At 51.0% G+C, this 25765-nt stretch carries 31 protein-coding genes and 1 pseudogene; 20 read left to right on the top strand and 12 right to left on the bottom strand.

Annotated features, from left to right (window positions below; genetic code table 11):
• Window positions 1-40: 40 nt before the first annotated feature.
• From ansA to yajD, 3 genes are all read left to right on the top strand, one after another.
• Window positions 41-1057: an asparaginase gene (gene ansA / locus ACMGGS_RS16340; RefSeq protein WP_414163494.1), complete on the top strand. Its 1017-nt coding sequence runs from the start codon at window positions 41-43 to the stop codon at window positions 1055-1057.
• 10 nt (window positions 1058-1067) lie between these two features.
• Entirely contained in the window at window positions 1068-1709 is a 642-nt protein-coding gene (pncA, locus tag ACMGGS_RS16335; RefSeq protein ID WP_414163493.1) for a bifunctional nicotinamidase/pyrazinamidase, read from the top strand.
• Window positions 1710-1778: 69 nt separating this feature from the next.
• The gene (gene yajD, locus ACMGGS_RS16330) at window positions 1779-2123 is read left to right on the top strand and encodes an HNH nuclease YajD (RefSeq protein WP_176918229.1); all 345 of its coding nucleotides are present in this window, start codon (window positions 1779-1781) and stop codon (window positions 2121-2123) included.
• 74 nt (window positions 2124-2197) lie between these two features.
• Here yajD and ACMGGS_RS16325 read toward each other — a convergent pair whose 3' ends face one another.
• On the bottom strand, window positions 2198-2473 hold the full coding sequence (locus ACMGGS_RS16325) for a YeaC family protein (protein ID WP_414163492.1): 276 nt from the start codon (window positions 2471-2473) through the stop codon (window positions 2198-2200).
• Between the two features lie 42 nt (window positions 2474-2515).
• Window positions 2516-2929: a peptide-methionine (R)-S-oxide reductase MsrB gene (gene msrB / locus ACMGGS_RS16320; protein WP_414163491.1), complete on the bottom strand. Its 414-nt coding sequence runs from the start codon at window positions 2927-2929 to the stop codon at window positions 2516-2518.
• 341 nt (window positions 2930-3270) lie between these two features.
• Between msrB and gapA the strand changes: the two genes are divergently transcribed.
• Together gapA and ACMGGS_RS16310 are read left to right on the top strand one after the other, a co-directional pair.
• Entirely contained in the window at window positions 3271-4266 is a 996-nt protein-coding gene (gene gapA / locus ACMGGS_RS16315; RefSeq protein WP_194208485.1) for a glyceraldehyde-3-phosphate dehydrogenase, read from the top strand.
• Between the two features lie 76 nt (window positions 4267-4342).
• Entirely contained in the window at window positions 4343-5227 is an 885-nt protein-coding gene (locus ACMGGS_RS16310; RefSeq protein WP_414163490.1) for a D-hexose-6-phosphate mutarotase, read from the top strand.
• 162 nt (window positions 5228-5389) lie between these two features.
• On the opposite strand, the gene ACMGGS_RS16305 is transcribed toward ACMGGS_RS16310, so the two are convergent.
• Together ACMGGS_RS16305 and ACMGGS_RS16300 are read right to left on the bottom strand one after the other, a co-directional pair.
• Entirely contained in the window at window positions 5390-6241 is an 852-nt protein-coding gene (locus ACMGGS_RS16305; protein ID WP_414163489.1) for an aldo/keto reductase, read from the bottom strand.
• A gap of 94 nt (window positions 6242-6335) precedes the next feature.
• The gene (locus ACMGGS_RS16300; RefSeq protein WP_414163488.1) at window positions 6336-7085 is read right to left on the bottom strand and encodes a MipA/OmpV family protein; all 750 of its coding nucleotides are present in this window, start codon (window positions 7083-7085) and stop codon (window positions 6336-6338) included.
• Between the two features lie 431 nt (window positions 7086-7516).
• Here ACMGGS_RS16300 and yeaG point away from each other — a divergent pair, with 431 nt between their 5' ends.
• Both yeaG and ACMGGS_RS16290 read left to right on the top strand, forming a co-directional pair.
• Window positions 7517-9451 (top strand): protein kinase YeaG, encoded by a 1935-nt coding sequence (gene yeaG, locus ACMGGS_RS16295; protein ID WP_176918235.1) that lies wholly within the window; start codon window positions 7517-7519, stop codon window positions 9449-9451.
• A gap of 109 nt (window positions 9452-9560) precedes the next feature.
• The gene (locus tag ACMGGS_RS16290) at window positions 9561-10844 is read left to right on the top strand and encodes a YeaH/YhbH family protein (protein WP_414163487.1); all 1284 of its coding nucleotides are present in this window, start codon (window positions 9561-9563) and stop codon (window positions 10842-10844) included.
• 31 nt (window positions 10845-10875) lie between these two features.
• Here the strand turns inward: ACMGGS_RS16290 and ACMGGS_RS16285 are convergent, their stop codons facing one another.
• Window positions 10876-11646, bottom strand: coding sequence for an SAM-dependent methyltransferase (locus tag ACMGGS_RS16285; RefSeq protein WP_414163486.1), 771 nt, complete (start codon window positions 11644-11646; stop codon window positions 10876-10878).
• A gap of 202 nt (window positions 11647-11848) precedes the next feature.
• On the opposite strand from ACMGGS_RS16285, the gene ACMGGS_RS16280 reads away from it, so the two are divergent.
• Both ACMGGS_RS16280 and ACMGGS_RS16275 read left to right on the top strand, forming a co-directional pair.
• Window positions 11849-12295 (top strand): DUF441 domain-containing protein, encoded by a 447-nt coding sequence (locus tag ACMGGS_RS16280; RefSeq protein WP_176918238.1) that lies wholly within the window; start codon window positions 11849-11851, stop codon window positions 12293-12295.
• 63 nt (window positions 12296-12358) lie between these two features.
• A complete protein-coding gene (locus tag ACMGGS_RS16275) occupies window positions 12359-13546 on the top strand; it encodes a CynX/NimT family MFS transporter (RefSeq protein WP_414163485.1) in 1188 nt (395 codons plus the stop codon).
• Here the strand turns inward: ACMGGS_RS16275 and ACMGGS_RS16270 are convergent.
• On the bottom strand, window positions 13543-14235 hold the full coding sequence (locus ACMGGS_RS16270) for a CTP synthase (RefSeq protein WP_414163484.1): 693 nt from the start codon (window positions 14233-14235) through the stop codon (window positions 13543-13545). The two genes, ACMGGS_RS16275 and ACMGGS_RS16270, sit on opposite strands and share 4 nt — an antisense overlap.
• Before the next feature lie 174 nt (window positions 14236-14409).
• Here ACMGGS_RS16270 and ACMGGS_RS16265 point away from each other — a divergent pair, with 174 nt between their 5' ends.
• Window positions 14410-14934 (top strand): DUF523 domain-containing protein, encoded by a 525-nt coding sequence (locus ACMGGS_RS16265; protein ID WP_414163483.1) that lies wholly within the window; start codon window positions 14410-14412, stop codon window positions 14932-14934.
• Between the two features lie 91 nt (window positions 14935-15025).
• On the opposite strand, the gene ACMGGS_RS16260 is transcribed toward ACMGGS_RS16265, so the two are convergent.
• Complete coding sequence (locus ACMGGS_RS16260; RefSeq protein ID WP_414163482.1) at window positions 15026-15259, bottom strand: DUF333 domain-containing protein; 234 nt, start codon at window positions 15257-15259, stop codon at window positions 15026-15028.
• Between the two features lie 295 nt (window positions 15260-15554).
• On the opposite strand from ACMGGS_RS16260, the gene yoaJ reads away from it, so the two are divergent.
• Window positions 15555-15629, top strand: coding sequence for a protein YoaJ (gene yoaJ, locus ACMGGS_RS16255; RefSeq protein WP_103677854.1), 75 nt, complete (start codon window positions 15555-15557; stop codon window positions 15627-15629).
• A gap of 239 nt (window positions 15630-15868) precedes the next feature.
• Window positions 15869-16207: an anti-adapter protein IraM gene (gene iraM, locus ACMGGS_RS16250; protein ID WP_414163481.1), complete on the top strand. Its 339-nt coding sequence runs from the start codon at window positions 15869-15871 to the stop codon at window positions 16205-16207.
• A 50-nt stretch (window positions 16208-16257) separates the two neighbouring features.
• Here iraM and ACMGGS_RS16245 read toward each other — a convergent pair whose 3' ends face one another.
• Together ACMGGS_RS16245 and ACMGGS_RS16240 are read right to left on the bottom strand one after the other, a co-directional pair.
• Entirely contained in the window at window positions 16258-16449 is a 192-nt protein-coding gene (locus ACMGGS_RS16245; RefSeq protein WP_414166294.1) for a cold-shock protein, read from the bottom strand.
• Between the two features lie 321 nt (window positions 16450-16770).
• On the bottom strand, window positions 16771-17097 hold the full coding sequence (locus tag ACMGGS_RS16240) for a four-helix bundle copper-binding protein (RefSeq protein WP_176918244.1): 327 nt from the start codon (window positions 17095-17097) through the stop codon (window positions 16771-16773).
• Between the two features lie 182 nt (window positions 17098-17279).
• On the opposite strand from ACMGGS_RS16240, the gene ACMGGS_RS16235 reads away from it, so the two are divergent.
• The 4 genes and pseudogenes from ACMGGS_RS16235 to ACMGGS_RS16220 all read left to right on the top strand — a co-directional run bounded on the left by ACMGGS_RS16235 (window position 17280) and on the right by ACMGGS_RS16220 (window position 19672).
• Window positions 17280-17603, top strand: a complete 324-nt coding sequence (locus tag ACMGGS_RS16235; protein ID WP_414163480.1) for an antibiotic biosynthesis monooxygenase family protein — start codon at window positions 17280-17282, stop codon at window positions 17601-17603.
• A pseudogene (locus tag ACMGGS_RS16230) lies at window positions 17596-17709 on the top strand (amino acid-binding protein); the annotation flags it as partial. The gene ACMGGS_RS16235 and the pseudogene ACMGGS_RS16230, both read left to right, overlap by 8 nt.
• A 263-nt stretch (window positions 17710-17972) precedes the next feature.
• Window positions 17973-19088, top strand: a complete 1116-nt coding sequence (locus ACMGGS_RS16225) for a mechanosensitive ion channel family protein (RefSeq protein WP_414163479.1) — start codon at window positions 17973-17975, stop codon at window positions 19086-19088.
• Window positions 19089-19237: 149 nt separating this feature from the next.
• Window positions 19238-19672 (top strand): bleomycin resistance protein, encoded by a 435-nt coding sequence (locus ACMGGS_RS16220; protein ID WP_414163478.1) that lies wholly within the window; start codon window positions 19238-19240, stop codon window positions 19670-19672.
• Between the two features lie 114 nt (window positions 19673-19786).
• On the opposite strand, the gene icd is transcribed toward ACMGGS_RS16220, so the two are convergent.
• The 3 genes from icd to ACMGGS_RS16205 form a co-directional block, all read right to left on the bottom strand.
• Complete coding sequence (gene icd / locus ACMGGS_RS16215) at window positions 19787-21037, bottom strand: NADP-dependent isocitrate dehydrogenase (RefSeq protein ID WP_414163477.1); 1251 nt, start codon at window positions 21035-21037, stop codon at window positions 19787-19789.
• Window positions 21038-21560: 523 nt separating this feature from the next.
• Complete coding sequence (locus ACMGGS_RS16210) at window positions 21561-22112, bottom strand: hypothetical protein (protein WP_414163476.1); 552 nt, start codon at window positions 22110-22112, stop codon at window positions 21561-21563.
• Window positions 22113-22116: 4 nt separating this feature from the next.
• Window positions 22117-22560 carry a hypothetical protein gene (locus ACMGGS_RS16205; protein WP_414163475.1) on the bottom strand — a complete coding sequence of 148 codons (444 nt, stop codon included), beginning with the start codon at window positions 22558-22560 and terminating at the stop codon, window positions 22117-22119.
• 329 nt (window positions 22561-22889) lie between these two features.
• Here ACMGGS_RS16205 and rluE point away from each other — a divergent pair, with 329 nt between their 5' ends.
• The 4 genes from rluE to mnmA all read left to right on the top strand — a co-directional run bounded on the left by rluE (window position 22890) and on the right by mnmA (window position 25753).
• A complete protein-coding gene (gene rluE, locus ACMGGS_RS16200; protein ID WP_414163474.1) occupies window positions 22890-23516 on the top strand; it encodes a 23S rRNA pseudouridine(2457) synthase RluE in 627 nt (208 codons plus the stop codon).
• A 68-nt stretch (window positions 23517-23584) separates the two neighbouring features.
• Window positions 23585-24139 carry a hypothetical protein gene (locus ACMGGS_RS16195; protein WP_414163473.1) on the top strand — a complete coding sequence of 185 codons (555 nt, stop codon included), beginning with the start codon at window positions 23585-23587 and terminating at the stop codon, window positions 24137-24139.
• Complete coding sequence (locus ACMGGS_RS16190; protein WP_414163472.1) at window positions 24132-24608, top strand: NUDIX hydrolase; 477 nt, start codon at window positions 24132-24134, stop codon at window positions 24606-24608. The genes ACMGGS_RS16195 and ACMGGS_RS16190 overlap by 8 nt, the downstream gene beginning before the upstream one ends.
• Window positions 24609-24646: 38 nt before the next feature.
• On the top strand, window positions 24647-25753 hold the full coding sequence (mnmA, locus tag ACMGGS_RS16185) for a tRNA 2-thiouridine(34) synthase MnmA (protein WP_414163471.1): 1107 nt from the start codon (window positions 24647-24649) through the stop codon (window positions 25751-25753).
• Window positions 25754-25765: the final 12 nt, after the last annotated feature.

The following is a 25765-nucleotide window of genomic DNA, read 5'->3' as shown; positions in this document are numbered from 1 at the left end:
TCCGCCTGGCGGAGGGGAGCTTTCCTGATTCAAAGACATCATGCAAAAGAAATCCATTTACGTCGCCTATACCGGCGGCACCATTGGTATGCAGCGCTCCGAGCAGGGCTATATTCCTGTTTCCGGTCATCTCCAGCAACAGTTGTCGCAGATGCCGGAATTCCACCGCCCGGAGATGCCGGATTTTGCCATTCATGAGTATCAGCCGCTGATGGATTCTTCCGATATGACGCCGCAGGACTGGCAGCATATCGCGGAAGATATCCAGGCGAATTATGACGATTACGACGGCTTTGTGATCCTGCACGGCACCGATACCATGGCGTTTACCGCCTCGGCCCTCTCCTTTATGCTGGAGAATCTCGGTAAGCCTGTCATTGTGACAGGGTCACAAATCCCGCTGGCGGAGCTGCGTTCTGACGGACAGATTAATTTGCTGAATGCGTTATACGTTGCCGCGAATTACCCCATCAGTGAAGTGGCGTTGTTTTTTAATAATCGTCTTTATCGCGGTAATCGCACCACCAAAGCGCATGCTGATGGTTTTGATGCGTTTGCCTCGCCGAATCTGGCGCCTCTGCTGGAGGCAGGCATCCACATTCGCCGCCTGGGTACACCGCCCTCTCCACGCGGCACCGGCGAGCTGATTGTCCACCCGATTACTCCCCAGCCCATCGGCGTGGTGACGATTTATCCGGGGATTTCCGCGGACGTGGTACGTAACTTTCTGCGTCAGCCGGTCAAGGCATTGATCCTGCGCTCCTACGGCGTGGGTAACGCGCCGCAGAACGCCGAGTTTCTTCAGGAGCTGGCCGACGCCAGCCAGCGTGGCATTGTGGTGATCAATCTTACCCAGTGTATGTCAGGCAAAGTGAATATGGGCGGCTATGCCACCGGAAACGCGCTGGCGCACGCCGGGGTGATCAGCGGTTTTGATATGACGGTCGAAGCCACGCTGACCAAACTTCACTACCTGCTAAGCCAGGGGCTGAGTACCGGGGCGATTCGTACCGCCATGATGCAAAATCTGCGTGGCGAACTGACGCCAGACGAATGAGGAAGTAATCATGAATAAACGCGCACTGTTACTGGTGGATATGCAGAATGATTTTTGCGCGGGCGGCGCGCTGGCCGTGCCGGAAGGTGATAGCACCGTTGATATCGCCAATGCGCTGATTGACTGGTGTCGCAGCCGCAGCATCAAAATCGTTGCCTGCCAGGACTGGCATCCGGCGGATCACGGGAGCTTTGCCAGCCAGCACGGCGTTGAGCCTTTTAGCGAAGGCGTGCTGGATGGCATTCCACAGACCTTCTGGCCCGATCACTGCGTTCAGGGGAGCGAAGGCGCAGAGCTGCATCCGCTACTGAAGCGTGACGCAATCGAAGCGGTTTTTCGCAAAGGCCAACATCCGCAGATTGACAGCTACAGTGCTTTTTTCGATAACGAACACCGTCAGCAAACCGGGCTGAATAACTGGCTACAGGAACATGAGGTTGGCGAAGTAATCGTGATGGGGCTGGCAACGGATTACTGCGTCAAATTTACCGTGCTCGATGCACTGCAACTGGGTTATCAGGTGAATGTGATTACCGACGGCTGTCGCGCAGTGGATCTGAATGCGCAGGACGGCGCGCACGCGTTTATGGAGATGTCGGTCGCGGGGGCCACGCTGTATACTCTGGCAGACTGGGTGGAAACGCAAGGGTAGCATGACTTACCATCCCAACATGATGTTCGCGACACATTGCATCATTATTACTCTGGAAGGCACTGAACTATGGCGTTTATCCCTAAAAATTATGCCCGGCTTGAAGTCGGCTATCGCGAGAAAGCGCTGAAGCTTTTTCCCTGGGTCTGTGGGCGGTGCTCGCGCGAGTTTGTGTACTCAAATCTCCGTGAGCTGACCGTGCATCATATCGATCACGATCATTCGAATAATCCCGAGGATGGCAGTAACTGGGAGATGCTGTGCCTGTACTGCCACGATCACGAGCACTCGAAATATACTGAGGCCGATCAATATGGCTCCACGGTGGTCGCAGGTGAAGACGCGCAGGATAGCGTGGGTGCAGCGAAATATAACCCGTTCGCCGATCTGAAAGCGATGATGAATAAGAAGTGAGTGTCGTACTCGCCCGATAGCACAGGCTTAGCGGGCGAAAAAGCGAGATCGACGGAAGACCGCCCCGCTCAGGGTCAGGATTTAAACGTCGCGATTGGTTGCGGCGCGATACCAAACTCTTCTTTTAGCTGCTGCTTGGTTTTCATGACCATCTGACCACGAGTGTCAATGGTCATATGCTGAGCATTGGTGTTGTGACGCGCCTGCCACAGCATCACCAGTTGCAGGCTGTTCTCTTTTTGCTCAGGCGTCAGCGCCACACCATCAGGCCATTTGCCTAACTCTACTGCGGTTACCAGACGTTGATAGACTTCCGGGGTCATGCTCTCAATAACATTGTTGAGATCCATGCTGTTGCTCCTGCTGCTGGAATAATTTGCTGAATCGATTTTTCAACCCTTGATTTGTTCGCCATCGCTATCATCGGTGAAGCTCAGGGAGGCCGAGTTAACACAGAAGCGCTCACCGGTGGGCTGAGGGCCATCCGGGAAGACGTGTCCGAGGTGGGCATCGCAGTTTCCACACCGAATTTCAATACGTTGCATGCCGTGCGAGTAGTCATTTAACGAACGCACCGCGTCTTCGCTAACCGGTTCAAAGAAGCTCGGCCAACCGCAGCCGGACTCATATTTTGACTGAGAATTGAACAATGGTGCGTCGCAGACCAGGCAGTGATAGACCCCTTCGCGTTTATTGTGCAGTAAACGACCAGTGAACGGCGGTTCGGTGCCATGATTTTGCGTCACATAAAATTGCATTTCGCTCAGCGAATTTTTTAGCGTTTCTGAGGAGGGTTTATTAGCCATTTTCTCACATCTCGCAGTAGTCGCACTTACATTTATAAGCCTATTCTAACAAAACATTAACATCAAGGTCCGGCTATTTGTTCTAAACTTATCCGGTGTATGGGGTTACCCTGATTATTGTGATGGCGTTCACATTTTTATCCGGCTAGCCCTTTAAAATTCCGAGCGCAGCCCCCATGTGCTTTTCAGCACAAAAGAAAAGTGGAGCGAGTCAGTCGTCCAAAGGTTAGGCAGAGGATTGATTTGTCGCAATGATTGACACGATTCCGCTTGACGCTGCGTAAGGTTTTTGTAATTTTACAGGCAACCTTTTATTCACTAACAAATAGCTGGTGGAATATATGACTATCAAAGTAGGTATCAACGGTTTTGGCCGTATCGGTCGCATTGTTTTCCGTGCTGCTCAGGAACGTTCTGACATCGAAATCGTTGGCATCAACGATCTCCTGGACGCTGACTACATGGCGTACATGCTGAAATATGACTCCACTCACGGCCGTTTCAACGGTACCGTAGAAGTGAAAGACGGCCATCTGGTTGTTAACGGCAAAACCATCCGTGTTACCGCAGAAAAAGACCCGGCTAACCTGAAATGGAACGAAATCGGCGTTGACGTTGTTGCTGAAGCCACCGGTATCTTCCTGACCGACGAAACTGCTCGTAAGCACATCACTGCTGGCGCTAAAAAAGTCGTTCTGACTGGTCCGTCCAAAGACAACACCCCGATGTTTGTTAAAGGCGCTAACTTTGACAAATATGAAGGCCAGGACATCGTTTCTAACGCATCCTGCACCACCAACTGCCTGGCTCCGCTGGCAAAAGTTATCAACGACAACTTCGGCATCATCGAAGGTCTGATGACCACTGTTCACGCGACCACCGCAACCCAGAAAACCGTTGACGGCCCGTCTCACAAAGACTGGCGCGGCGGCCGCGGCGCATCCCAGAACATCATCCCGTCCTCTACCGGTGCTGCTAAAGCAGTAGGTAAAGTACTGCCAGAACTGAATGGCAAACTGACGGGTATGGCGTTCCGCGTTCCGACTCCGAACGTATCCGTTGTTGACCTGACTGTTCGTCTGGAAAAAGCGGCTTCTTACGAAGAAATTAAGAAAGCCATCAAAGCGGCTTCCGAAGGCCCGATGAAAGGCGTTCTGGGTTACACCGAAGATGACGTTGTTTCTACCGATTTCAACGGCGAAATCTGCACTTCCGTGTTTGATGCTAAAGCTGGTATCGCACTGAACGACAACTTCGTGAAACTGGTTTCCTGGTACGACAACGAAACTGGTTACTCCAACAAAGTTCTGGACCTGATTGCTCACATCTCCAAATAAGTTGAGATGAGACATGATCCCAAAAGAGCGACTTCGGTCGCTCTTTTTTTGTTTTGAAGACAGAGGATTGCGCTAAATGATTAATAAAATTTTTGCTCTACCTGTAATCGAACAGATAACCCCGGTTCTTTCTCAACGTCAGCTCGACGAGCTGGATGTAATCGTTGTTGACCATCCGCAGGTTAAAGCTTCATTCACGCTCCAGGGTGCGCACCTGCTCTCCTGGAAACCGGCTGGTGAAGAGGAAGTCTTGTGGTTAAGTGGCAATACTCCGTTTAAAAACGGCGTGGCGCTGCGCGGTGGTGTTCCGATCTGCTGGCCATGGTTTGGCCCTGCAGAACAAAAAGGCCTGCCTTCCCACGGTTTTGCCCGCAATCTGCCGTGGACGCTGAAGGCGCACAATGAAGACGACAATGGCGTAGTGTTGACATTCGAGCTTCAGAGCAGCGATGCAACGCGTCAGTACTGGCCGCATGATTTCACGCTTTACGCCCGCTACAAACTGGGTAAAACCTGTGAAATCGAGCTGGAAGCCCACGGCGAATTTGAAACAACCTCTGCCCTGCATACGTACTTCAACGTTGGCGATATCAGCGCGGTGAAGGTCAGCGGCCTTGGCGATCGCTACATCGATAAAGTGAATGACGCGCAGGAAGGGATACTGGCAGACGGCGTGCAGACTTTCCCGGATCGCACCGACCGTGTTTACCTTAACCCGGAAGCCTGCAGCGTGATCCACGATACGGCACTTAACCGCAGTATTGAAGTGATTCATCATCACCATTGCAACGTGGTTGGCTGGAACCCTGGCCCGGCGCTTTCTGTCAGCATGGGCGATATGCCGGATGACGGCTATAAAACCTTTGTCTGCGTGGAGACGGCGTGCGCTACCGTTAAGCAGAAAGCCAGCGAAGAGAAGCCTTCTCGTCTGGCACAGACTATTCGCGTGGCTAAACGCTGAGTCTGTGTTATTTGCCGGGTGGGGGCTTCGCCTTGCCCGGCCTACAAAACACCACGTTATTCGCAACCTCAGGCCTGGGCAAGCGAAGCGCCGCCAGGCATAATTCCACGGTATAACGTTTATCTACAATCTGACGGCTACTCACTATTACCCGGCGACATATCAAACCACGTCCAGCGGCATTTTGCGCTGCGGGGCCGGGAAGGCGCGGTCCAGCTTTGCCAGCTCATCTGCACTCAAGGTAATATTCAGCGCTGCGGCATTCTCTTTAACGTGCGCCACGCTCGACGCTTTCGGGATCGCCATCACGCCCTGATGACTAATCACCCACGCCAGCAGAATTTGTGCCGCGCTGGCATTATGCGCATGGGCGATGTCCAGCACCGCGTTGTTATTCAGTAATCCATTACGCAGACGACCTGCCTGCGCCAGCGGACAATAGGCCATTACCGGCAACGACTGTTGCTGGCACCAGGGCAGTAAATCATATTCGATGCCGCGCGAGGCCAGATGATAAAGCACCTGGTTGGTCGCGCACTGTTGACCGCCGTCAACCTGCCACAGCTCCTGCATATCATCGATGTCCAGGTTCGATACGCCCCAGCGGGCAATTTTCCCCTGTGCGATCAGCGTTTGCATCACCTCCACCGTTTCCGCCAGCGAATAATTTCCCCGCCAGTGCAACAGATACAAATCGAGATGGTCGGTGCCTAAACGACGCAGGCTGGCTTCACAGGCGGCAATGGCTTTTTTGCCCCCCGCATTCCACGGATAGACTTTTGAGACCAGAAAGACCTTATCGCGAATGCCCTTCAGCGCCTCGCCCACCACCTCTTCAGCACCGCCGTCAGCGTACATTTCAGCGGTATCCATCAGCGTGAGTCCCTGCTCCACGCCAGCCCGTAACGCGGCGACTTCAGCGGCACGCTGGCTTCGGCTCTCTCCCATATACCACGTCCCCTGACCGATTGCCGGCAGCGTGGCTTGATGGCTAAAGTGAACGGATTTTGTCATAGCTCCTCCTGAGAGTTTTACTGCACCAGCATAATGCAAAACAGGGCGTATTCGCCCTGTTTTGTCGCACAATATGCCCTGTTAGTTTGCACTATCAGAAACTGTAGGTCACCCCGGTAGAGAAAAGCCCGGACCAGGATTTATCAACCATCGGGCTGTCGGTTACTTCATCCGACAGGCGCGTATAGCGTCCGGAGCCATAAATATTCCAGTTGTCGGTCAGACTATAGTTAACGGCCAGTTCAACATACGGGTTCCAGCTGTCGTCAGGGTTGTAGCTCTTAAGCCCACTGCGGCGAGACTCCTTCCCGGAAACCCCATAGTAGTAGTCGTTCTGATTTTCACTGCTCCATTCCACCCCGATGCCTGGAGTGATATGCAGGCGATCGTTGGTGTAGCGATAAAGCCATGCCACATCACCGGTGAAGCCGTTACTGTTATCCAGCGTATCGCCCGCAAACGTAGTACGCAGGAAGCCATATGGCGTTTCATGGATATAGGTCAGCCCCGCCATTACCGTGGAGCGACGGCGATCGAGCTGGCGCAACTGGTTGTTATCGCTGTCGTGAGGTTTGAAATGCAGCGGCGAATAGTACGCTGTAATAGAGAGTTTGTCGGTCTTGTCATTCCACAAATAGTAACCGCCGCCGAGGCCACGGAACCAGAAATCATCGCCCTCATAAGCGATTACCGGTACAGGATAAACATCGTCGTCATATTGCTTGTAGGGGTTTTGTACGACGCCGACACCCGCGCCCACTGTCCAGGGGCCTGCTGCTGCCTGCGCAACGGAAGCCGAAGAAGCAATTAGCACACCCAGTGCCACAAGTTTGAATTTAGTCACAATTCGCTCTTTCCTGTATCAAATTATCCGCTGAGGAAGTGTAACCGCCCTTGACCCACATCCCAAATTATTTACAAGAACCTTACTTAGACAAACGTTTTAGCATGATTGCCGCTAATGACAAAAGGTTTGCATATTCGTTACATCACCATGACGCAAGGCCAATGTTCTTCAGCCTGAAAGAATTTTTTGATGATGAGTTATTGATATGTCATTGAAATTGGGCCTGGCTCGCAGGCAAGTTTTGCAAATGCCATCTACGCTTTATTGAGAAGGTGTATCGCCGGGCACATCGTCTTTTGGCCTCCTCTAACCTGGCATAATGGTTGCTGGAGTGTGAATGAGCGTGGCTCAGCCTACCTCTTCCGGGAGCCTCTACTATTCATATGAACGGCTCTTTTACCTGTGCTAAAACGAAAGGACGGCATGCCATGAATATATTCGATCACTACCGCCAGCGTTATGAAGCTGCCAAGGACGAAGAGTTCACACTGCAGGAATTTCTTACTATTTGCCGCCAGGATCGTAGCGCCTACGCCAATGCGGCGGAGCGGCTATTGACGGCAATCGGTGAGCCAGTGATGGTTGATACTGCTCAGGAGCCACGGCTATCACGTCTCTTTTCGAACCGGGTTATCGCACGCTATCCGGCCTTTGAGGAGTTTTACGGTATGGAAGAGGCCATTGAGCAGATTGTTTCGTACCTGAAACATGCCGCTCAGGGCCTGGAAGAGAAAAAGCAGATCCTGTATCTGCTGGGACCGGTCGGCGGCGGTAAATCGTCGCTGGCAGAACGACTGAAAGCGCTGATGCAGCGCGTGCCGATCTATGTGCTGAGCGCTGACGGCGAACGCAGCCCGGTTAACGATCATCCGCTATGCCTGTTTAATCCACAGGAAGATGCGCAAATTCTCGATAAGGAGTACGGCATCCCGCGCCGCTACCTTGGCACGATTATGTCGCCGTGGGCTGCGAAACGCCTGCATGAATTTGGCGGCGATATCACGAAATTCCGCGTGGTAAAAGTGTGGCCTTCCATTCTGGAACAGATTGCGATTGCCAAAACTGAACCTGGCGATGAGAACAACCAGGACATTTCGGCGCTGGTGGGTAAAGTGGACATCCGTAAGCTGGAAAACCATGCCCAGAACGATCCTGATGCTTATGGCTATTCCGGCGCGCTGTGCCGGGCCAACCAGGGGATCATGGAATTCGTCGAAATGTTTAAAGCGCCGATCAAGGTGCTGCATCCCCTGCTGACGGCGACGCAGGAAGGTAACTACAACGGTACCGAAGGGATCTCCGCCCTGCCGTTTAACGGAATTATCCTCGCCCACTCGAACGAATCTGAATGGGTGACGTTCCGTAATAACAAAAACAATGAGGCGTTTCTTGACCGTGTGTACATCGTTAAGGTGCCTTACTGCCTGCGGATTTCCGAAGAGATCAAAATCTACGAGAAACTGCTTAATCACAGTGAGTTGACCCATGCACCGTGCGCACCGGGTACCCTGGAAACGCTGGCTCGCTTTACCATTTTGTCGCGTCTGAAAGAGCCGGAAAACTCCAGCACCTACTCCAAAATGCGCGTCTATGATGGTGAAAGCCTGAAAGACACCGACCCGAAAGCGAAGTCTTATCAGGAATATCGGGATTACGCCGGGGTGGATGAGGGCATGAACGGTCTCTCGACCCGTTTCGCCTTTAAGATCCTGTCTCGCGTTTTCAACTTTGATCACGCAGAGGTTGCGGCAAACCCGGTCCATCTTTTCTACGTACTGGAGCAGCAGATCGAACGTGAGCAGTTCCCGCAGGAGCTGGCAGAGCGCTATCTTGAATTCCTGAAAGGGTATCTGATCCCGAAATATGCCGAATTTATCGGCAAAGAGATCCAGACGGCCTATCTGGAATCCTACTCCGAATATGGGCAGAACATTTTTGATCGTTATGTCACGTATGCGGATTTCTGGATCCAGGATCAGGAGTATCGCGATCCCGATACCGGCCAGCTTTTTGACCGTGAATCGCTTAACGCCGAACTGGAAAAAATCGAGAAGCCTGCCGGGATCAGTAACCCGAAAGACTTCCGTAATGAAATCGTTAACTTCGTACTGCGCGCCAGAGCGAATAACAGCGGACGTAATCCAAACTGGACCAGCTACGAGAAACTGCGCACGGTCATTGAGAAGAAAATGTTCTCTAATACCGAAGAGCTGCTGCCGGTGATCTCGTTTAACGCCAAGACCTCGACCGACGAGCAGAAAAAGCATGACGATTTTGTCGACCGGATGATGGAGAAAGGCTATACCCGTAAACAGGTTCGCCTGCTGTGCGAATGGTATCTGCGGGTACGTAAATCATCATAATACTAACGCCCGGCAGCGTGATGCTCGCCGGGCCTGAATAAAGATGCGATCTCAGGCCCCGGGTTCCTGAGACGCAGCGTGAAGTTGGCAAAAGCAGTACGGGGGGCATATGACCTGGTTCATTGACCGACGACTGAACGGTAAAAATAAGAGCGCGGTGAACCGTCAGCGTTTCTTACGCCGTTATAAAGCACAAATTAAGCAATCTATTTCCGAAGCGATAAACAAGCGCTCGGTGACTGACGTCGACAGCGGCGAATCCGTCTCCATTCCGGCAGGCGATATCAACGAGCCAATGTTCCATCAGGGGCGTGGCGGCGAGCGGAGTCGGGTGCATCCTGGAAACGACCACTTCGTTCAGAACGATCGCATTGAACGTCCTCAGGGTGGCGGCGGTGGTGGCGGTAGCGGACAAGGCCAGGCGAGTCAGGACGGCGAAGGCCAGGACGAGTTTGTCTTCCAGATTTCCAAAGATGAGTACCTGGATCTGCTTTTCGAAGATTTAGCGCTGCCGAATCTGAAGAAAAATCAGCACCGGCAGATGAACGAATATAAAACGCATCGCGCCGGGTATACTTCCAACGGTGTGCCCGCCAACATTAGCGTGGTACGCTCGCTGCAAAATTCACTGGCCCGACGTACTGCAATGACGGCAGGCAAACGCCGTGAACTGCGGGCGCTGGAAGCCAGTCTGGATACGGTGAGTAAAAGCGAACCAGCGCAACTGCTCGAAGAGGAGCGGCTACGCAAAGAGATCGCCGAACTGCGGGCTAAAATTGAACGCGTGCCGTTTATCGACACCTTCGATCTGCGCTACAAGAACTATGAAAAACGACCGGAACCCTCCAGTCAGGCGGTGATGTTCTGTCTGATGGACGTTTCTGGCTCGATGGACCAGGCCACCAAGGATATGGCGAAACGCTTTTATATTCTGCTCTATTTGTTCCTGAGCCGAACGTATAAGAACGTTGATGTGGTGTATATTCGCCATCATACTCAGGCAAAAGAAGTGGATGAACATGAGTTTTTCTACTCGCAGGAGACCGGGGGAACTATTGTTTCCAGCGCCCTGAAGCTGATGGATGAAGTGGTTAAAGAGCGTTACGATCCGGCGCAGTGGAACATCTATGCTGCGCAGGCATCTGACGGCGATAACTGGGCGGATGACTCACCGCTGTGTCACGAGATCCTGGCGAAGAAAATTCTGCCGGTGGTGCGTTATTACAGCTATATCGAGATCACACGGCGAGCGCATCAAACGCTGTGGCGGGAGTATGAACATCTTCAGGCATCGTTTGATAATTTCGCCATTCAGCACATTCGGGAGCAGGAAGATATTTATCCGGTGTTCCGCGAGCTGTTCCATAAGCAAAGCGTCACTTCAAGTGATTAGCGTTACGCCCCGCGCCGATGCGCGGGGTGCATTACTGCCCTTTGACAGAACAGCAGGCGATATAGTTGAGGTGTCTGCGCTGCGATCGAAAAAAACGAAACATCCCCAGAAAGCGGCTGCGGTTCTCGCGGCAGCGTAATCCGTTAAAAACAATCCTGATTGCGCCTTTAAGTCCTTCATCGCGGATTAACCCTTGCGGTGACATCAGCGACATTTCCCCCTGATGCTGCTTCACCTCGGCAAAACCCGATGCCAGTAAAATCTCCCGCCAGCCCTGTTTCGTCATTGGACTGACATTGGATTTCACCACCTGCTGAAGCTGGCTTTGCTGCTCCTCAGCCAGCCGCCCGGCGGTAAACATAATATCGTGGGTTAACAGGCGTCCGCCGGGCTTTAAAACCCGATAATATTCGGCAAGCAATTTCGCTTTAGCTTTGTCAGCGTACATGGTGAGCATGGCTTCGTTAATCACCACGTCAAAGCTGTTATCGGCGAAGGGCAGGCTATTCGCGTTGGCAGGCATGACCTGAATATGCTCCTCAAGCCCCTGCACCGCGACGTTATTCTTCGCCTTCGCCAGTGCGTCCTTATCCATATCAACGGCAGTAACATGACAGCCATAGCGTTGCACCAGCTCAATCGCCGTCGTCGCCATATTACAGGCCACTTCCAGAACCCGGCTTTCCGGCGTTAATTGCGCCTGGCTGAACAGCCATTCGGTCGCCTCTGTGCCGCCAGGACGCAAACGCGTTTTGCCAAGGCTGGCCAGAAAAGTATGCCCTGCTTTTTCATGAATGCTCATTTATCCCCTCCCCCTCATAAGATGCATACTGAATACAACATTACCAGCGTAGCGATAAAACTGAGAATGATTTTTATTTTTACTGAGATAGCCGTCGACAGATTATTCAACCGGAGGCATCAGCGGGTAAAAAAAGCCTGTTTACTCACGGGTATGTGCGTAAAATGAGCATGCTTATTATTTTTCGGCAAGGAAAACTACGATGTTTGATGTCACACTGCTTGTCCTGCTGGGACTGGCAGCTCTGGGGTTTGTCAGCCATAACACTACCGTCGCCGTTTCTATTCTGGTGCTGATTATTGTCCGGGTAACGCCGCTGAGCACTTTTTTCCCGTGGATTGAAAAACAGGGGCTGACCATCGGGATTATCATCCTGACGATTGGCGTTATGGCCCCTATTGCCAGCGGCACTCTGCCGCCGTCCACGCTGCTTCACTCGTTTGTGAACTGGAAATCGCTGATTGCCATCGCCGTAGGAGTGTTCGTTTCCTGGCTGGGCGGGCGCGGCGTAACGCTGATGGGGAGCCAACCGCAACTGGTCGCCGGCCTGCTGGTGGGAACGGTACTGGGCGTGGCACTGTTTCGCGGCGTGCCGGTGGGTCCGTTAATCGCTGCCGGGCTGGTCTCGTTGGTCATCGGAAAGCAGTAGTCCCTTTTCATATCTGGCGTAGACAGGTTGTATTACGCCTTCGTTTTATCTGTAGAGAAATTTATGTCTTCTGTTCTTCCTGATTCGGGCCGCCGCAGCATCCTGCTCATTGCCGGTATTATGATGATTGCGACCACCCTGCGCGTGACGTTTACCGGCGCGGCACCGCTGCTTGACGCTATCCGCGCGGAATATGGCCTCACCACCGCGCAGACTGGCCTCCTCACCACGCTTCCGCTGCTCGCCTTCGGCCTGATCTCCCCGCTGGCCGCAGGCGTGGCGCGTCGTTTTGGTATGGAGCGCAGCCTGTTTGCTGCGATGCTGCTGATTTGCGCCGGGATCGCCATCCGTTCCCTGCCCTCGCCTCTATTTTTGTTCACAGGTACGGCCATTATTGGCTGCGGTATTGCGCTGGGTAACGTCCTGCTGCCGGGCCTTATTAAGCGTGATTTCTCACAGCACGTGGCGAAAATGACCGGCGCTTATTCGCTGACCATGGGTGGCGCGGCGGCATTAGGCTCGGCGCTGGTGGTGCCGCTGGCGTTAAGCGGTTTTGGCTGGCGCGGGGCGCTGCTGATGCTGATGGTGTTTCCGTTGCTGGCGTTTTTGCTCTGGCTCCCCCAATGGCGTCAACAACAGCCTGTATCGTTAACGTCCTCACGCATGCAGCACAGCCGGGGGATCTGGCGATCGGCACTCGCCTGGCAGGTGACGCTATTTTTAGGCATTAACTCGCTGATTTATTATGTGATTATCGGCTGGCTACCCGCCATTTTGATCGGTCAGGGTTACAGCGAAGCGCAGGCGGGATCGCTGCACGGCCTGCTGCAACTGGCGACAGCGGTTCCGGGTCTGGCCATTCCGCTGATTTTGCATAAACTTCGCGATCAGCGTGGGATCGCCGCGCTGGTAGCTTTGCTGTGCGCCGTCAGCGCGGCGGGTTACTGGTTCTTTCCGCAAAGCGCCGTACTGTGGACACTGCTTTTTGGCTTCGGGTCCGGCGCCACTATGATCCTTGGCTTAACCTTTATTGGCCTTCGCGCCTGCTCTGCACACCAGGCGGCAGCACTTTCCGGCATGGCGCAGGCGGTGGGTTATCTGCTTGCGGCCTGCGGTCCACCGCTGATGGGTAAAATTCACGATGCCAGCGGCGACTGGCATGTGCCGCTGCTGGCCTGTGCGGTGTTATCCATCGCGATGGCCGTTTTCGGTGCCCTCGCCGGACGCGAGCGGGAAATTAACGTGAATTAATGGCTGGCGGCATATAGTAGCGCCTGCACCAGCGGTGCAGGTCGCCCTGCCAGCGCATTGCGCTCATGCTGAAAGAGCGTTGCGACAAAAAACGGGTGGGTCACGAGTTCAACCGCCCGGATTTCCCCCTCCTCATCCCAGCCGGTCACATGCAACGGCTCATTTTCAAGCGCCAGCGCGAAATCCGCCGCGATGCCGTAATTGCAGTGATACCCCTCTTCAATACTCTCTTTGCCATAAGCACGGGCGATATGGGTATTGGCACGCAGCTCAATAACATCGTTTTTTTCGACCAGCGAACAGGCCAAAGGTGCAATAACCATTCTTCCTTCGTTATCCATTTCGGCATGAGCGGCATCCTCCCAGCCCATCACGTTGCGTGCGTATTCCAGAATGGCATGCTGAAAGCCACCGCAGGTACCCAGGAAGGGAATCGCGTTTTGCCGGGCATAGCGCGCGGCGAGCAATGCGCCGTCGATATTTTCATAGGGGCTGGCTGGCACCAGCCAGATGGCATCATACTCCGCCAGATCGTCTTCGTTTTTAATATCACGGGTGGCTAACCAGTGATATTGCGCAGCCATATCCAGCACGGCAGCGGCATCATCAATAGCCAGCGGGATCGCCTGATGAGCAATGACATCGGCATTATAATCGCCGACAAGTGCAATACGCAGAGAGGAATTCATGAGGAGTACCTTATGTCTGAACGGAAAACGGACAACACAAGGAACCTCACATTAGCGATCTTTTCACTTAAAGACAATACCTTAATTCAGGCGGTCGGCGGCGGGCCGTAGCGCTGTATTGTGCGCATGGGATGTACTACTCTTGAGGTCATATATGACATTGCCGGATACGGAATGAAAAATAAGTTACTGGTGAGCGCCTGTTTGATGGGATTTACCGTTCGCTACAATGGCAGCGAAAAAGCTAACCTGACGACACGACTCGCCCGCTGGCAGCGCGAAGGACGGGTCGTCATCCACTGCCCGGAACTGGCTGCCGGGCTATCCACTCCCCGCCGGCCAGCAGAAATTGTCTCTGCCGATGGCGCGGATGTGATGGGCCATCGTGCGCGGATTATTGAAAATGATGGTCGGGATGTGACCGCCCATTATCAGTTGGCCGCCTGGCTGGCGCTGCAAACGGCGATGGAACAATACTGCGGTGCAGCGCTGCTGACCGACGGCAGCCCGACCTGCGGCAGCCAGTTTATCTATGACGGCAGCTTCAGCGGTATCCGCAAAGCAGGTATGGGCGTCGCCGCTGCGCTGCTGCGTGAACATGGGATCGCCGTTTTTTCTGAACGGCAGATCCCGGCGCTCATCGCATGGATGGAGAAAACGGAGGAGGAGTATGATCCAGTGTCAACGCGTATACGATGATCCCGCCCCGAATGACGGTTGAAGAATCTCACCCTGCTTTATGCCGCAAAAAACATCCGCCAGAATCATGCGCTGATTCTGGCGAACTGGCTTAATGCGTTGAGGGATGATCGCGTCGCCACAGCTCCCACTCATCGATAGTCTGTCCATCGCTGAGGCGGCATTCAGTACGCACGCCCTGAGGACTCTGCACCGGCTCCCGCGTCCCGCCTTGTTTCAGACACCATACTGCCGCCGGATTTGCCAGTCCGACTTCAGGAGATGGGTTTTGCTCGCTGGCACAGCCCACCAGCACCAGCGGTAACAACAGGCTAAGTCGTTTCATCGTCTCTCCTTGTATCGCTCCCGGAAACCTGAAGTTGATCTTCATGATTTCTTCATTTTCCACGGGCATTTTTCGTTTAGTGTAGAGATGCTCTTTTCATGACCAGAGAGCAAATCATTCCGTAATTGAGTTTTTCGCCCCGCTGCTCGCTACGGGGCTTTTTTTTGCATGACGCCATTCTGATAAGCCGAATATATCAAATTTTACCCAACCGTGCTTTACTGTGCCTGTAACAAGAAAATGTCTTTTCAGACACCATGTTTCTCTGCACCGGTGAATTAACAGGACTAATGTGATGAAAAAAACAACGATTATTATGCTGATTGTAGCGATTGTCGCCGTTGCGGGCACTCAGCTTGGCTGGTGGTAATGCGAAATACGTTTTCAGGATAAGTAATAAATACAGGCTCTCTCAACTCATAAAACAGAGCCTGTAGCCTTGTGTATTAATCAAGCAATAACGTAAATAATCGAAAAGAAAAGGCATATTACCTCCTTTTTGTCATAGTTAATTAATCCTATTAGACTTATCTGATTCTATTGTTATATTTAAGTTATGGGAAGATAATGAAAGTGAATTAAAACGCGTTGACAAGGAGTTTTCAGTTAATGGATTGGGAAATTGATCAAACCCTCGTTTGCCCCGTTACCGGGACTGGATTTGCTATCGCCTCTGCTGTAAAAAACATGAAGCTAATACTATGGTATAAAGGAAGCTACTTTCTTCGTACAGGTAATATTCTCACCCATAGCCCTTTTGGTGTAATTGTGAATGGAAGGAGAACGTCAATAGCGATTATTCATACCTTCCATTACTCAAACGCGCTATGGCAAACATTTAAAAACAGGATCTCATGCCCAGGCAATGACGATCCGACAATAACTGTTTGCCATCGTTATAAAGAGTGCATGTTTACGCTATGCCCTTACGGCGCGAAATCAGACTGAGCGGATTCAGGCATTAACCGGACACGCGTAAGGCACGTCCGGTTCAACTGCTAACGGCGATACTCCGCCAGTTTCGGTACGCTGCTGATGGCCAGATGACTAACGTCATCGCCTGCTACCATCGCAGATTTACAAAATATGCATTTTGCACCGAAGCGATTTTTTTCCGTCACATCGTAGGGTGACGTTCTGTACTGCGACCCGTGACAAGCCGGGCATCTGAATTGTATTTTCAAAATTATTTCCTTACATAAGCGCCTTATGGCATTCATGGTTTGAATACAGATGCGAATCGAAGCTTCAGATGGAGACTCAAGAGAGGATATCTTTGATGAGAACTGCTTTAGTAAACTACTCAAAAGGTTGTCTGTGTATCAAACCCACACTCCATTTACGCATGATTCGAACATTAACACAAGATTTATTTACGCTATTAAGTGGCGGGCCCACATTCCTGCCTCGCTAGTCTATTTTAAAAAAAACGCCGACTTTTTTCCGGGGTAACTGGTCATGACCGTTCAATTTATTCCAGTAACCCCGCTTGACCATAAATAACTTAAAAATTATGCCACCATCCGCAGACAGGCATTGGCGCAGTTTCGGCATATTTTAGCGCAGCGCTGGCAGTGATCGCTCTGATGCTTGGCACACTCCTCTGCGCAGGCTTTACAAATATCCACGCAGATACGACACGTCTGCTTAAAATAGTCGCTATCGAGACTCATAAACTGGGCTGACAGCCGACAAATACCCGCACACTGCACGGCAAGTCGAATGCAGTCGGTCATCATGCCAGGGTTTTCTTCCTTCAGACAAGACGCGGCGCAGAAATCACACATCGCCGCGCACTTGTAGCATAACTCAATACATTTCAGGGCGTCCTGATGCATATCTCACCTCATTTTTTTCATCATAGATGTGATAAGTCTGGACAAAGAAAGGGATATAGCAAGCGCCGGGAGACGATTAGCAGGCGGAGACGGTCGTCAGGATACCTTGTTTCGTTGATGACCGAAGCATCCCTTTTTCACTGTTCTAAGATGCGCTGGAACATTAACGAGGGAGTCATTGTATGATAGCAGTCCTGTTTGAAGCCACTACGTTACCCGATGCACAACAGCGATATCTGGAGCTTGCCGCAGAACTCAGGCCGCTGCTGGCAACCATGCCGGGATTTATCTCGCTTGAGCGTTTTCAAAGCCTGTCCACACCTGACAAAATATTGTCTCTGTCATGGTGGGAAAATGAAGAATCTGTTCTGTGGTGGAAACAAAATAGCCATCATCAGGCCGCTCAGGCAGAAGGAAAAAACGCCATTTTCTCCTTTTACCGTATCCGCATCGCTGGTGTACTGCGGGATTACTCCGTCGATACAGGGAACATTAGAAATGTATGATATTCATGTCGTGCTCAGCAATGCGCCAGGCTCGCTCGCCGCTTTAGGAAAAACCTTAGGCCAGAACGGCACAGGTCTGGAGGGCGGAGGCGTTTTCATCTTGCCGGCGAGGCAGGCGCCTCGCTGCTACGGTTGATGATTGAAAAAGAGTGGCTACGCCGGACGCCAGGTTACCGTGAGCTGTCGGTGACGCTGAAGGGACAGGCCGCGTTGCAAAAATGGTTTTCAATAACGGCAACCACGACTTCACGCTAAACGCTATTATTGGCCAGATTCAAACCTCCGGATGCTGCGTTGAAAGCAATCGTCGGCATGTGCTACAGCATGCGGTCTATACTGTGGATTCACTTTAGTTCTTTCGGAGGTAAAATGGAGTATCTGGCAAGACTGAATATCGTGACGGTGCTGATGTCCACTGCTTTCTGGATAAATCTCGCGTTAGTATTTTTTATAACCGCAATAACCTACTGGGTGATCAATCGATTACTCGGCTTTGTCTATAAAACCTTTCAGAACTCTAACAAGCATGAAGGCCATGATGAGCGCCTGCGATATATCGTTTTTGATATGCTGAAAAAAACCAATAAAGCACTCATCCTGTTTGCTGCTTTTCTCTTCAGCTTGCGTTTTATTGCCTTACCGGATCGGTTGTTTTCTACTATCTCCCACGCCTGGTTTTTAGTCGTGGCAATACAGATGGCTATCTGGCTCGATCAAAGCGTGCAGTCGTGGATGCGGCATTTGCTCTATGCGCCAGGGACCAATAAAAATCCAGTTACACTGGTGATCCTGGGTATGATCATGCGGGTGCTGGTGTGGTCCATGATGCTGCTCTCTATTCTGGCGAATGCGGGAGTTGATATTACCGCGCTGGTAGCAAGTCTGGGAGTGGGCGGGATTGCCATCGCGCTGGCGGTTCAGACCGTATTAAGCGATGTGTTTGCCTCGCTGTCGATTGGGTTTGATAAGCCTTTTGAAATCGGCGATTTTGTGGTCTTTAATGACGTTGCAGGTACGATAGAGCATATTGGGCTAAAAACTACACGTATTCGTAGCCTCAGCGGTGAGCAGATTGTCTGTGCAAATGCGCAGTTGCTGCAGCAAACCATTCATAACTACAAACGGATGCAGACGCGACGTATTGTTTTTACCTTTGGCGTTGCCACCTCTACCCCACCGGAAAAGCTGCGCACCATTGGCGATATGGTGAAAAATATCATCACAGAGGTCGGCGAAACGAAATTCGACCGCGCGCATCTGCTGGCCTTTAATCAGGATCGCCTGACCTTTGAAGTCGTGCATATCGTAAACACCGCTGATTACAATAAGTACATGGATATCCAGCAGGAAATCAATATTCGTATTATTGAGCAGTTGCTTGAGAAAGATGTTGAACTGGCGCTGCCAAGTCTGGTCGTGAGATCACCGGTGCAACTGGCAAGCAATAAGGCCTCACGTCAAATACCGGAGCGTCAATCTGCATAAACGGATCTACCGTAATAGCCGGGGAAACACCCCTTTTACGCTACACAAGGAAGTCTTGAACAGCTTTTTTGTGTAAATGAACTATTTTTGCAGAGACAAGCATTCTCTGCGATATAACGCTCGTTCTGCAAAAACAAGGGGAACCAAAGATGATGGATACGCAAGAGCAATACTGGAACCCGATGGTTCCTGAATTAACCGTTTCTGACGTTGCTCGCTCGCTGAGTTTTTATGTTGATATGCTTGGCTTCACGGTCCTTATCCGACGCGACAATCCGGACTTCGCGTACCTCTGTTCAGGCGAAGCACAACTGATGCTTGAGGCTTATCATCCTGGCAGTTGGGATACCGGTGAACTCAGCTATCCACTGGGCCGCGGAGTAAATTTTCAAATTGAAGTCGATGATATCACTCCCCTATTTACACGCCTCAGGGAAAATAATATTCAACTCTATCGCGAACCGAATGATAACTTCTATAGCACCGAGGACCGTCGGTTCTGCCAAAGAGAATTTCTGGTTCAGGATCCTGATGGTTACTTGCTGCGTTTTAGCCAGTATATTGATAGCTCGCCACAGGACTAGACAGCGTGATCATCGGCTCGCTTCACTTCTGAGAGTAAGCAGTTTGATAATCGTTAAAAAATGAATAAAAAAACGGGAGCATTCAGGCTCCCGTTTTGTTTACACCATCAGAAATTACATATTCTTGATGATTGCATCACCAAACTCTGAACATTTCAGCAGCTTAGCGCCTTCCATCAGACGCTCGAAGTCATAGGTCACGGTTTTAGCCGCGATAGCGCCTTCGGTGCCTTTAACGATCAGGTCTGCCGCTTCGAACCATTCCATATGACGCAGCATCATCTCAGCGGACAGAATGATTGAACCCGGGTTCACTTTATCCTGACCGGCATATTTCGGTGCCGTACCGTGCGTGGCTTCGAACAGCGCGCATTCGTCACCAATGTTTGCGCCTGGTGCAATACCGATACCGCCAACCTGGGCCGCCAGGGCGTCAGAGATGTAGTCACCGTTGAGGTTCATACAGGCGATAACATCATATTCTGCCGGACGCAGCAGGATCTGCTGGAGGAATGCATCGGCAATCACGTCTTTAACGATGATATCTTTACCGGTTTTCGGATTTTTGATTTTCAGCCACGGGCCACCGTCAATCAGTTCGCCGCCAAACTCGTCACGCGCAAGCTGGTAGCCCCAGTCTTTGAACGCGCCTTCGGTGAACTTCATGATATTGCCTTTGTGTACCAGGGTAAGGGAATCGCGATCGTTAGTGATAGCGTATTCAATCGCCGCACGCACCAGACGTTTGGTCCCTTCCTCAGAGCACGGTTTGATACCAATGCCGCAATGTTCCGGGAAGCGAATTTTTTTCACGCCCATCTCTTCACGCAGGAATTTAATGACTTTTTCCGCGTCGGCAGAGTCGGCTTTCCATTCGATCCCGGCGTAGATATCTTCGGAGTTTTCACGGAAGATAACCATATCGGTCAGTTCAGGGTGTTTAACCGGGCTTGGCGTGCCCTGGTAATAACGCACCGGTCGCAGGCAGACATAAAGGTCCAGTTCCTGACGTAGCGCCACGTTCAGAGAGCGAATACCACCGCCAACCGGGGTAGTCAGAGGGCCTTTAATGGCCACACGGTATTCACGGATCAGATCAAGTGTTTCAGGGGGCAGCCAGACGTCCTGGCCATAAACGTGGGTCGATTTTTCACCGGTATAAATCTCCATCCAGGAGATCTTACGCTCGCCTTTATAGGCTTTTTCCACGGCGGCATCGACCACTTTCAGCATCGCCGGCGTGACGTCAACACCGATACCATCACCTTCAATGAAGGGGATAATCGGGTTATTCGGAACGTTCAGCTTGCCGTTTTGCAGGGTGATTTTACTACCTTCCGCCGGAACAACTACTTTGCTTTCCATTCACCTCTCCTTCGAGCGCTTCTGGTTGTTACTGATTTTTGTTAATGATTTGTAATAAGCCCATCAATACTACCTGATAGTTTGGTTCCATGAAAGGCATTCATCATTACGCTATAATGCGACAATTGATAACGTCTGAAAATACTATGCGTAAAACTTCTTTAGATAATGCTTAACGTTTGTCTACAATGTGATAAAAGAACTAAAAAATCAATAGATTATAATAATCCTGCAAACTTCCTGCACTATCACCTGACAGGCTTTTTCCATTCTCATATCAGGTGTATCGTTTCAGCCTTTCAAGCTCTGATTGCTAAAGCCTGAAATAAAGCCAGGAAGGGTGGTTACGCATCAGGCCGTGCTGTAGCGAGATGACCTGCTAACGGAGAGATAAGCTGCGCAATTTGCGTAATCTGAATGGTATTCACATGTGGCTAAAAAAGGCTCCTATCCATAAAAATCTGGATAATATTACGTGATAAAAAGCAAGGGGTGTTGCAAAACTATTGAGAAACCGTTATTTCTAATTTGGATAAAATATTTGTAGAACTTCACTTTTACTTTTATTAAATATATCGAGATCCCGTTCAAAACCAGTCCGGGCGATATAACCTTCTTTTTCTTTAGTGAATCGCTTATCATCTGTGAAAAATAAAGCCATTAAATAGTCAGTATCTTTAATACCTTTACCTTCTACAAGTGAAATAACGTGTTTATAACATAATGTATCATGCTCTCCTGTACGTTCTTTCAGCATGCACTCTTGTAATTTTAAGGATGAATCATTATTTTTGGCATTGTATCTATTAAGTAAACTGACAGCTTCACTATAATCCCCCTCAGAAATTAAAATACTTGAATATGCTCGTATTACGTTATTATTGTTGGGATTGTGTTTTGAAAGACAATTTAATTTATCCTGTACAACTTTCTTCTCTTTCGTGTCAGCAAGTGTGTACTTCGTGACCAACTCCGAAGCCTGTTTTGTCGGGATATCAGCATATACCTCTTCCGCACAGGCATTTGCCATTCCCATGAAGAGCAATGCAGCGCCGATAATTTTTTGTATAGTCACCAACTCATCTCCTGTTGAATTGCGTTAAAGCTATGACTCTCTTTAGGCTCCTGGGAAATGGTATAACTGTCCCTGCATAACCTGCATCATATAAATAACCTGCCTCTAACTCTATTTTGGGTGCTGATGAAGAGTTATAGGGTATGTGAAACATTGTTGATCCAATGACAAAATCATCGAAACCCACAGCAAAACCTTCCCCTTTTTTTCTCTCAAGAGAATATATTTTATTACTGAGTAGATCTCTCACTTTACACCAAAATAAAAGGCTTCCAGTACCTGCCGCTCTTGCTGCATTGCTTTTACCAGTAGCAGATATGTAAACATTTTTACCGTTTGATGAATTTTCATCTTTGATAACGATATCAATAGAGTAGCTGGCATGTATGCCCACCCCTTCAATTCTCATATCAGCCGGTTGGGAAAAATAAAAACTTTTTATTGTCATATTAAGGCATCCTTTTTAACAAATCATCCATAAACCGCAAAAAGATAACATATAAAACTTTCTTAAGAATTTATTTTACCCCCGGACTAAAACGTAAGCAACTGTTTCCCCGCAAAGGCTGACAGTGTCCTCCAGCGATTCATCTCACTCTCTTTATGTTGAAAGTTTACCTGCATCTGTTCAGCATTATGAGGCCTGAAATTCATTGTGAAGGCCACAGGATCCTACAAGTTAAACGCGCCTTTCGAAGAAAGAAGATTTCTGAAAGAATACGCTCTCTGCCACGCCTGGTATCGCTTTATGCAGCTACGGCACTGACCGGGGAACATATGCACAAAAAATCGACGTATCAGCGCATTAACAAATTCAGCTCACAACGAGCCACCAGGAATGAACGTAAAGACCAGCCGCAGCGGGTCATTGTGTTCAATAAACCCTATGATGTGCTGCCGCAGTTCACCGATGAGGCCGGACGCAGCACCTTAAAAGATTTTATCCCGGTCGCCGGGGTATATGCCGCCGGGCGTCTGGATCGGGATAGTGAAGGTCTGCTGGTCCTGACGAACGACGGTGCGTTACAGGCGCAATTGACCCAGCCGGGTAAGCGCACCGGTAAAATCTATTATGTTCAGGTTGAGGGCGTACCTTCAGAAGAGGCGCTGGCAGCGTTGCGTGCTGGCGTTACGCTCAATGACGGCCCCACCCTGCCCGCGGGCATCGAGGTAGTGGCGGAGCCTGACTGGCTGTGGCTGCGCAAACCGCCGATCCGCGAGCGGAAGTCGATCCCGACAAGCTGGCTAAAAGTGACGCTCTATGAAGGGCGCAACCGTCAGGTGCGCCGGATGACGGCCCACGTCGGCTATCCCACGCTGCGTCTGATCCGCTACGCGATGGGTGATTATACGCTGGATAATCTTGCCAGCGGTGAATGGCGGGAAATCGAAAATAGGCTGTGAATTGATAAAGTAAACGGTAAAATCCCTGCTTTTGATTCGCCCGACGGCTTTGACGAGAGGGATCCATAATGTCTCAGCCAGATTATCTTCTATTGCTTAACAAACCAGCGGCTGAGCGACTTTATCTGATGTTGCAATCCGGACTTATTTGCCATGACCACTATATCCCGTTCTGTGACAACGTCATCCTGGATGAAGCCACTCCTCCGGGATGGATATTAGAATTAGCCACCGTGACCGACACGCCAGATGCGCTCACTATTATCGGCAAATATGTCTGGTCAGAACCTTTTATCCAGTTCGAAGCGTCAGTTGATTTTTATATTGCCTGTCTGTTTTTACGCTACCAACAATGCCAGATCTCATGGGAGACCTTTCTCAAACTGGCGGGACGATATTCAGATGCATACCAGGAAGGCCGTTACGATTGTAGCTACTACTACGGCATGTTAAACGCGCTTGAAGACTGCGACTACGATTTACGCTGTGAAAAAAATCAGGTACAGGAAATCGATCGACAATTTGCTACTGTTATCTCTTCGGCAAGAGAGCTCTACAACGACTTTGTCCTGTGGTTTAACAAAGGAAAAAGTCAGAACATCATAAGGCAATCTCATGTTTAAACCGCACGTCACCGTCGCCTGCATCGTGCATGCAGAGGACAAATTTCTCGTCGTTGAAGAGACCATTAACGGCAAAGTATTGTGGAACCAGCCCGCAGGCCATCTGGAAGCGGATGAAACGCTGGTGCAGGCGGCAAAGCGCGAGCTGTGGGAGGAAACGGGTATCGTGGCAGAACCGCAGCATTTTATCCGCCTGCATCAATGGATCGCCCCGGATAAGACGCCATTTCTGCGCTTCCTGTTTGCCATTGAACTTAACGAAATGTGCCCTGGAGAGCCGCACGACAGCGATATCGACCGTTGTCTGTGGGTCAGCGCCGATGAGATCCTTAACGCGGCGAACCTGCGTTCGCCGCTGGTAGCGGAGAGTATTCGCTGCTGGCAAAACGGACAGAAATACCCGCTGGCGCTGATCGGCGAATTTAACTGGCCGTTTACAGAGGGTGTCAAGTCAGGGGGGGCGTGCTAAAATACGCCGCCTTGAAGTTCAATGTCGTGAGTATTCCTATGTCTGAAAGCCCGAAAAAAGTGATCGTCGGTATGTCCGGCGGTGTCGACTCTTCCGTTTCTGCTTATTTGCTCCTGCAACAGGGCTATAAGGTAGAAGGCCTGTTCATGAAGAACTGGGAAGAAGACGACGGCGAGGAATATTGCACCGCTGCGGCCGATTTAGCCGACGCGCAGGCAGTCTGCGACAAGCTCGGCATTGAACTGCACACCGTTAACTTTGCCGCAGAATACTGGGATAACGTCTTCGAGCATTTCCTCGAAGAGTATAAAGCGGGCCGCACGCCGAACCCGGATATTCTGTGCAACAAAGAGATCAAATTTAAAGCCTTCCTTGAATTTGCCGCCGAAGATCTGGGCGCGGATTATATCGCGACCGGTCATTACGTGCGTCGTGCGGACGTTAACGGCAAAAGCCGCCTGCTGCGCGGTCTGGACGGCAATAAAGATCAAAGCTACTTCCTGTATACCCTCGGCCATGAACAAATCGCCCAGAGCCTGTTCCCGGTGGGCGAACTGGAAAAACCGCAGGTGCGTAAGATTGCGGAAGAGCTGGATCTGATCACCGCGAAGAAAAAAGACTCCACCGGTATCTGCTTTATCGGTGAGCGTAAATTCCGCGAGTTTCTCGGTCGCTATCTGCCCGCCCAGCCGGGTAAAATCCTTACCGTCGATGGCGAAGAAATTGGTCAGCATCAGGGGCTGATGTACCACACCCTCGGCCAGCGTAAAGGGCTGGGGATTGGCGGGACCAAAGAGGGTAGCGAAGATCCGTGGTACGTGGTGGATAAAGACGTTGAGAACAATATTCTCATCGTGGCGCAGGGGCATGACCATCCGCGTCTGATGTCCGTCGGGCTGATTGCCCAGCAACTGCACTGGGTCGACCGTCAGCCGTTCACTGGGACTCTGCGCTGTACGGTGAAAACCCGCTATCGTCAGAGTGATATTGCCTGTACGGTGACGGCGCTGGATAACGAGCGCATTGAGGTTCATTTCGATGAGCCGGTCGCGGCCGTCACGCCGGGCCAGTCTGCGGTCTTCTACAGCGGCGAAGTGTGCCTCGGCGGCGGTATTATTGAGCAGCGCCTGCCGCTGCCGCTATAAAAGCGTCTTTGA

This window comes from Superficieibacter sp. BNK-5, assembly GCF_047456055.1.
In the GTDB taxonomy this organism is placed as follows: domain Bacteria; phylum Pseudomonadota; class Gammaproteobacteria; order Enterobacterales; family Enterobacteriaceae; genus Superficieibacter.
This window is presented reverse-complemented; position numbering and strand designations above follow the sequence as displayed.

Excerpts from the sequence above, each read along its gene's own strand:
- mnmA (WP_414163471.1), top strand. The coding sequence starts at position 24,647 with ATGTCTGAAAGCCCGAAAAAAGTGATCGTCGGTATGTCCGGCGGTGTC.
- ACMGGS_RS16310 (WP_414163490.1), top strand. The coding sequence starts at position 4,343 with ATGATTAATAAAATTTTTGCTCTACCTGTAATCGAACAGATAACCCCG.
- ACMGGS_RS16290 (WP_414163487.1), top strand. The coding sequence starts at position 9,561 with ATGACCTGGTTCATTGACCGACGACTGAACGGTAAAAATAAGAGCGCG.
- ACMGGS_RS16260 (WP_414163482.1), bottom strand. The coding sequence starts at position 15,259 with ATGAAACGACTTAGCCTGTTGTTACCGCTGGTGCTGGTGGGCTGTGCC.
- yajD (WP_176918229.1), top strand. The coding sequence starts at position 1,779 with ATGGCGTTTATCCCTAAAAATTATGCCCGGCTTGAAGTCGGCTATCGC.
- ACMGGS_RS16190 (WP_414163472.1), top strand. The coding sequence starts at position 24,132 with ATGTTTAAACCGCACGTCACCGTCGCCTGCATCGTGCATGCAGAGGAC.
- ACMGGS_RS16325 (WP_414163492.1), bottom strand. The coding sequence starts at position 2,473 with ATGGATCTCAACAATGTTATTGAGAGCATGACCCCGGAAGTCTATCAA.
- gapA (WP_194208485.1), top strand. The coding sequence starts at position 3,271 with ATGACTATCAAAGTAGGTATCAACGGTTTTGGCCGTATCGGTCGCATT.
- ACMGGS_RS16270 (WP_414163484.1), bottom strand. The coding sequence starts at position 14,235 with ATGAATTCCTCTCTGCGTATTGCACTTGTCGGCGATTATAATGCCGAT.
- msrB (WP_414163491.1), bottom strand. The coding sequence starts at position 2,929 with ATGGCTAATAAACCCTCCTCAGAAACGCTAAAAAATTCGCTGAGCGAA.
- ACMGGS_RS16195 (WP_414163473.1), top strand. The coding sequence starts at position 23,585 with ATGTCTCAGCCAGATTATCTTCTATTGCTTAACAAACCAGCGGCTGAG.
- pncA (WP_414163493.1), top strand. The coding sequence starts at position 1,068 with ATGAATAAACGCGCACTGTTACTGGTGGATATGCAGAATGATTTTTGC.
- ACMGGS_RS16240 (WP_176918244.1), bottom strand. The coding sequence starts at position 17,097 with ATGCATCAGGACGCCCTGAAATGTATTGAGTTATGCTACAAGTGCGCG.
- rluE (WP_414163474.1), top strand. The coding sequence starts at position 22,890 with ATGCACAAAAAATCGACGTATCAGCGCATTAACAAATTCAGCTCACAA.
- ACMGGS_RS16305 (WP_414163489.1), bottom strand. The coding sequence starts at position 6,241 with ATGACAAAATCCGTTCACTTTAGCCATCAAGCCACGCTGCCGGCAATC.
- iraM (WP_414163481.1), top strand. The coding sequence starts at position 15,869 with ATGGATTGGGAAATTGATCAAACCCTCGTTTGCCCCGTTACCGGGACT.
- ACMGGS_RS16275 (WP_414163485.1), top strand. The coding sequence starts at position 12,359 with ATGTCTTCTGTTCTTCCTGATTCGGGCCGCCGCAGCATCCTGCTCATT.
- ACMGGS_RS16280 (WP_176918238.1), top strand. The coding sequence starts at position 11,849 with ATGTTTGATGTCACACTGCTTGTCCTGCTGGGACTGGCAGCTCTGGGG.
- yeaG (WP_176918235.1), top strand. The coding sequence starts at position 7,517 with ATGAATATATTCGATCACTACCGCCAGCGTTATGAAGCTGCCAAGGAC.
- ACMGGS_RS16265 (WP_414163483.1), top strand. The coding sequence starts at position 14,410 with ATGAAAAATAAGTTACTGGTGAGCGCCTGTTTGATGGGATTTACCGTT.
- icd (WP_414163477.1), bottom strand. The coding sequence starts at position 21,037 with ATGGAAAGCAAAGTAGTTGTTCCGGCGGAAGGTAGTAAAATCACCCTG.
- ACMGGS_RS16235 (WP_414163480.1), top strand. The coding sequence starts at position 17,280 with ATGATAGCAGTCCTGTTTGAAGCCACTACGTTACCCGATGCACAACAG.
- ACMGGS_RS16220 (WP_414163478.1), top strand. The coding sequence starts at position 19,238 with ATGATGGATACGCAAGAGCAATACTGGAACCCGATGGTTCCTGAATTA.
- ACMGGS_RS16225 (WP_414163479.1), top strand. The coding sequence starts at position 17,973 with ATGGAGTATCTGGCAAGACTGAATATCGTGACGGTGCTGATGTCCACT.
- ACMGGS_RS16285 (WP_414163486.1), bottom strand. The coding sequence starts at position 11,646 with ATGAGCATTCATGAAAAAGCAGGGCATACTTTTCTGGCCAGCCTTGGC.
- ansA (WP_414163494.1), top strand. The coding sequence starts at position 41 with ATGCAAAAGAAATCCATTTACGTCGCCTATACCGGCGGCACCATTGGT.
- ACMGGS_RS16205 (WP_414163475.1), bottom strand. The coding sequence starts at position 22,560 with ATGACAATAAAAAGTTTTTATTTTTCCCAACCGGCTGATATGAGAATT.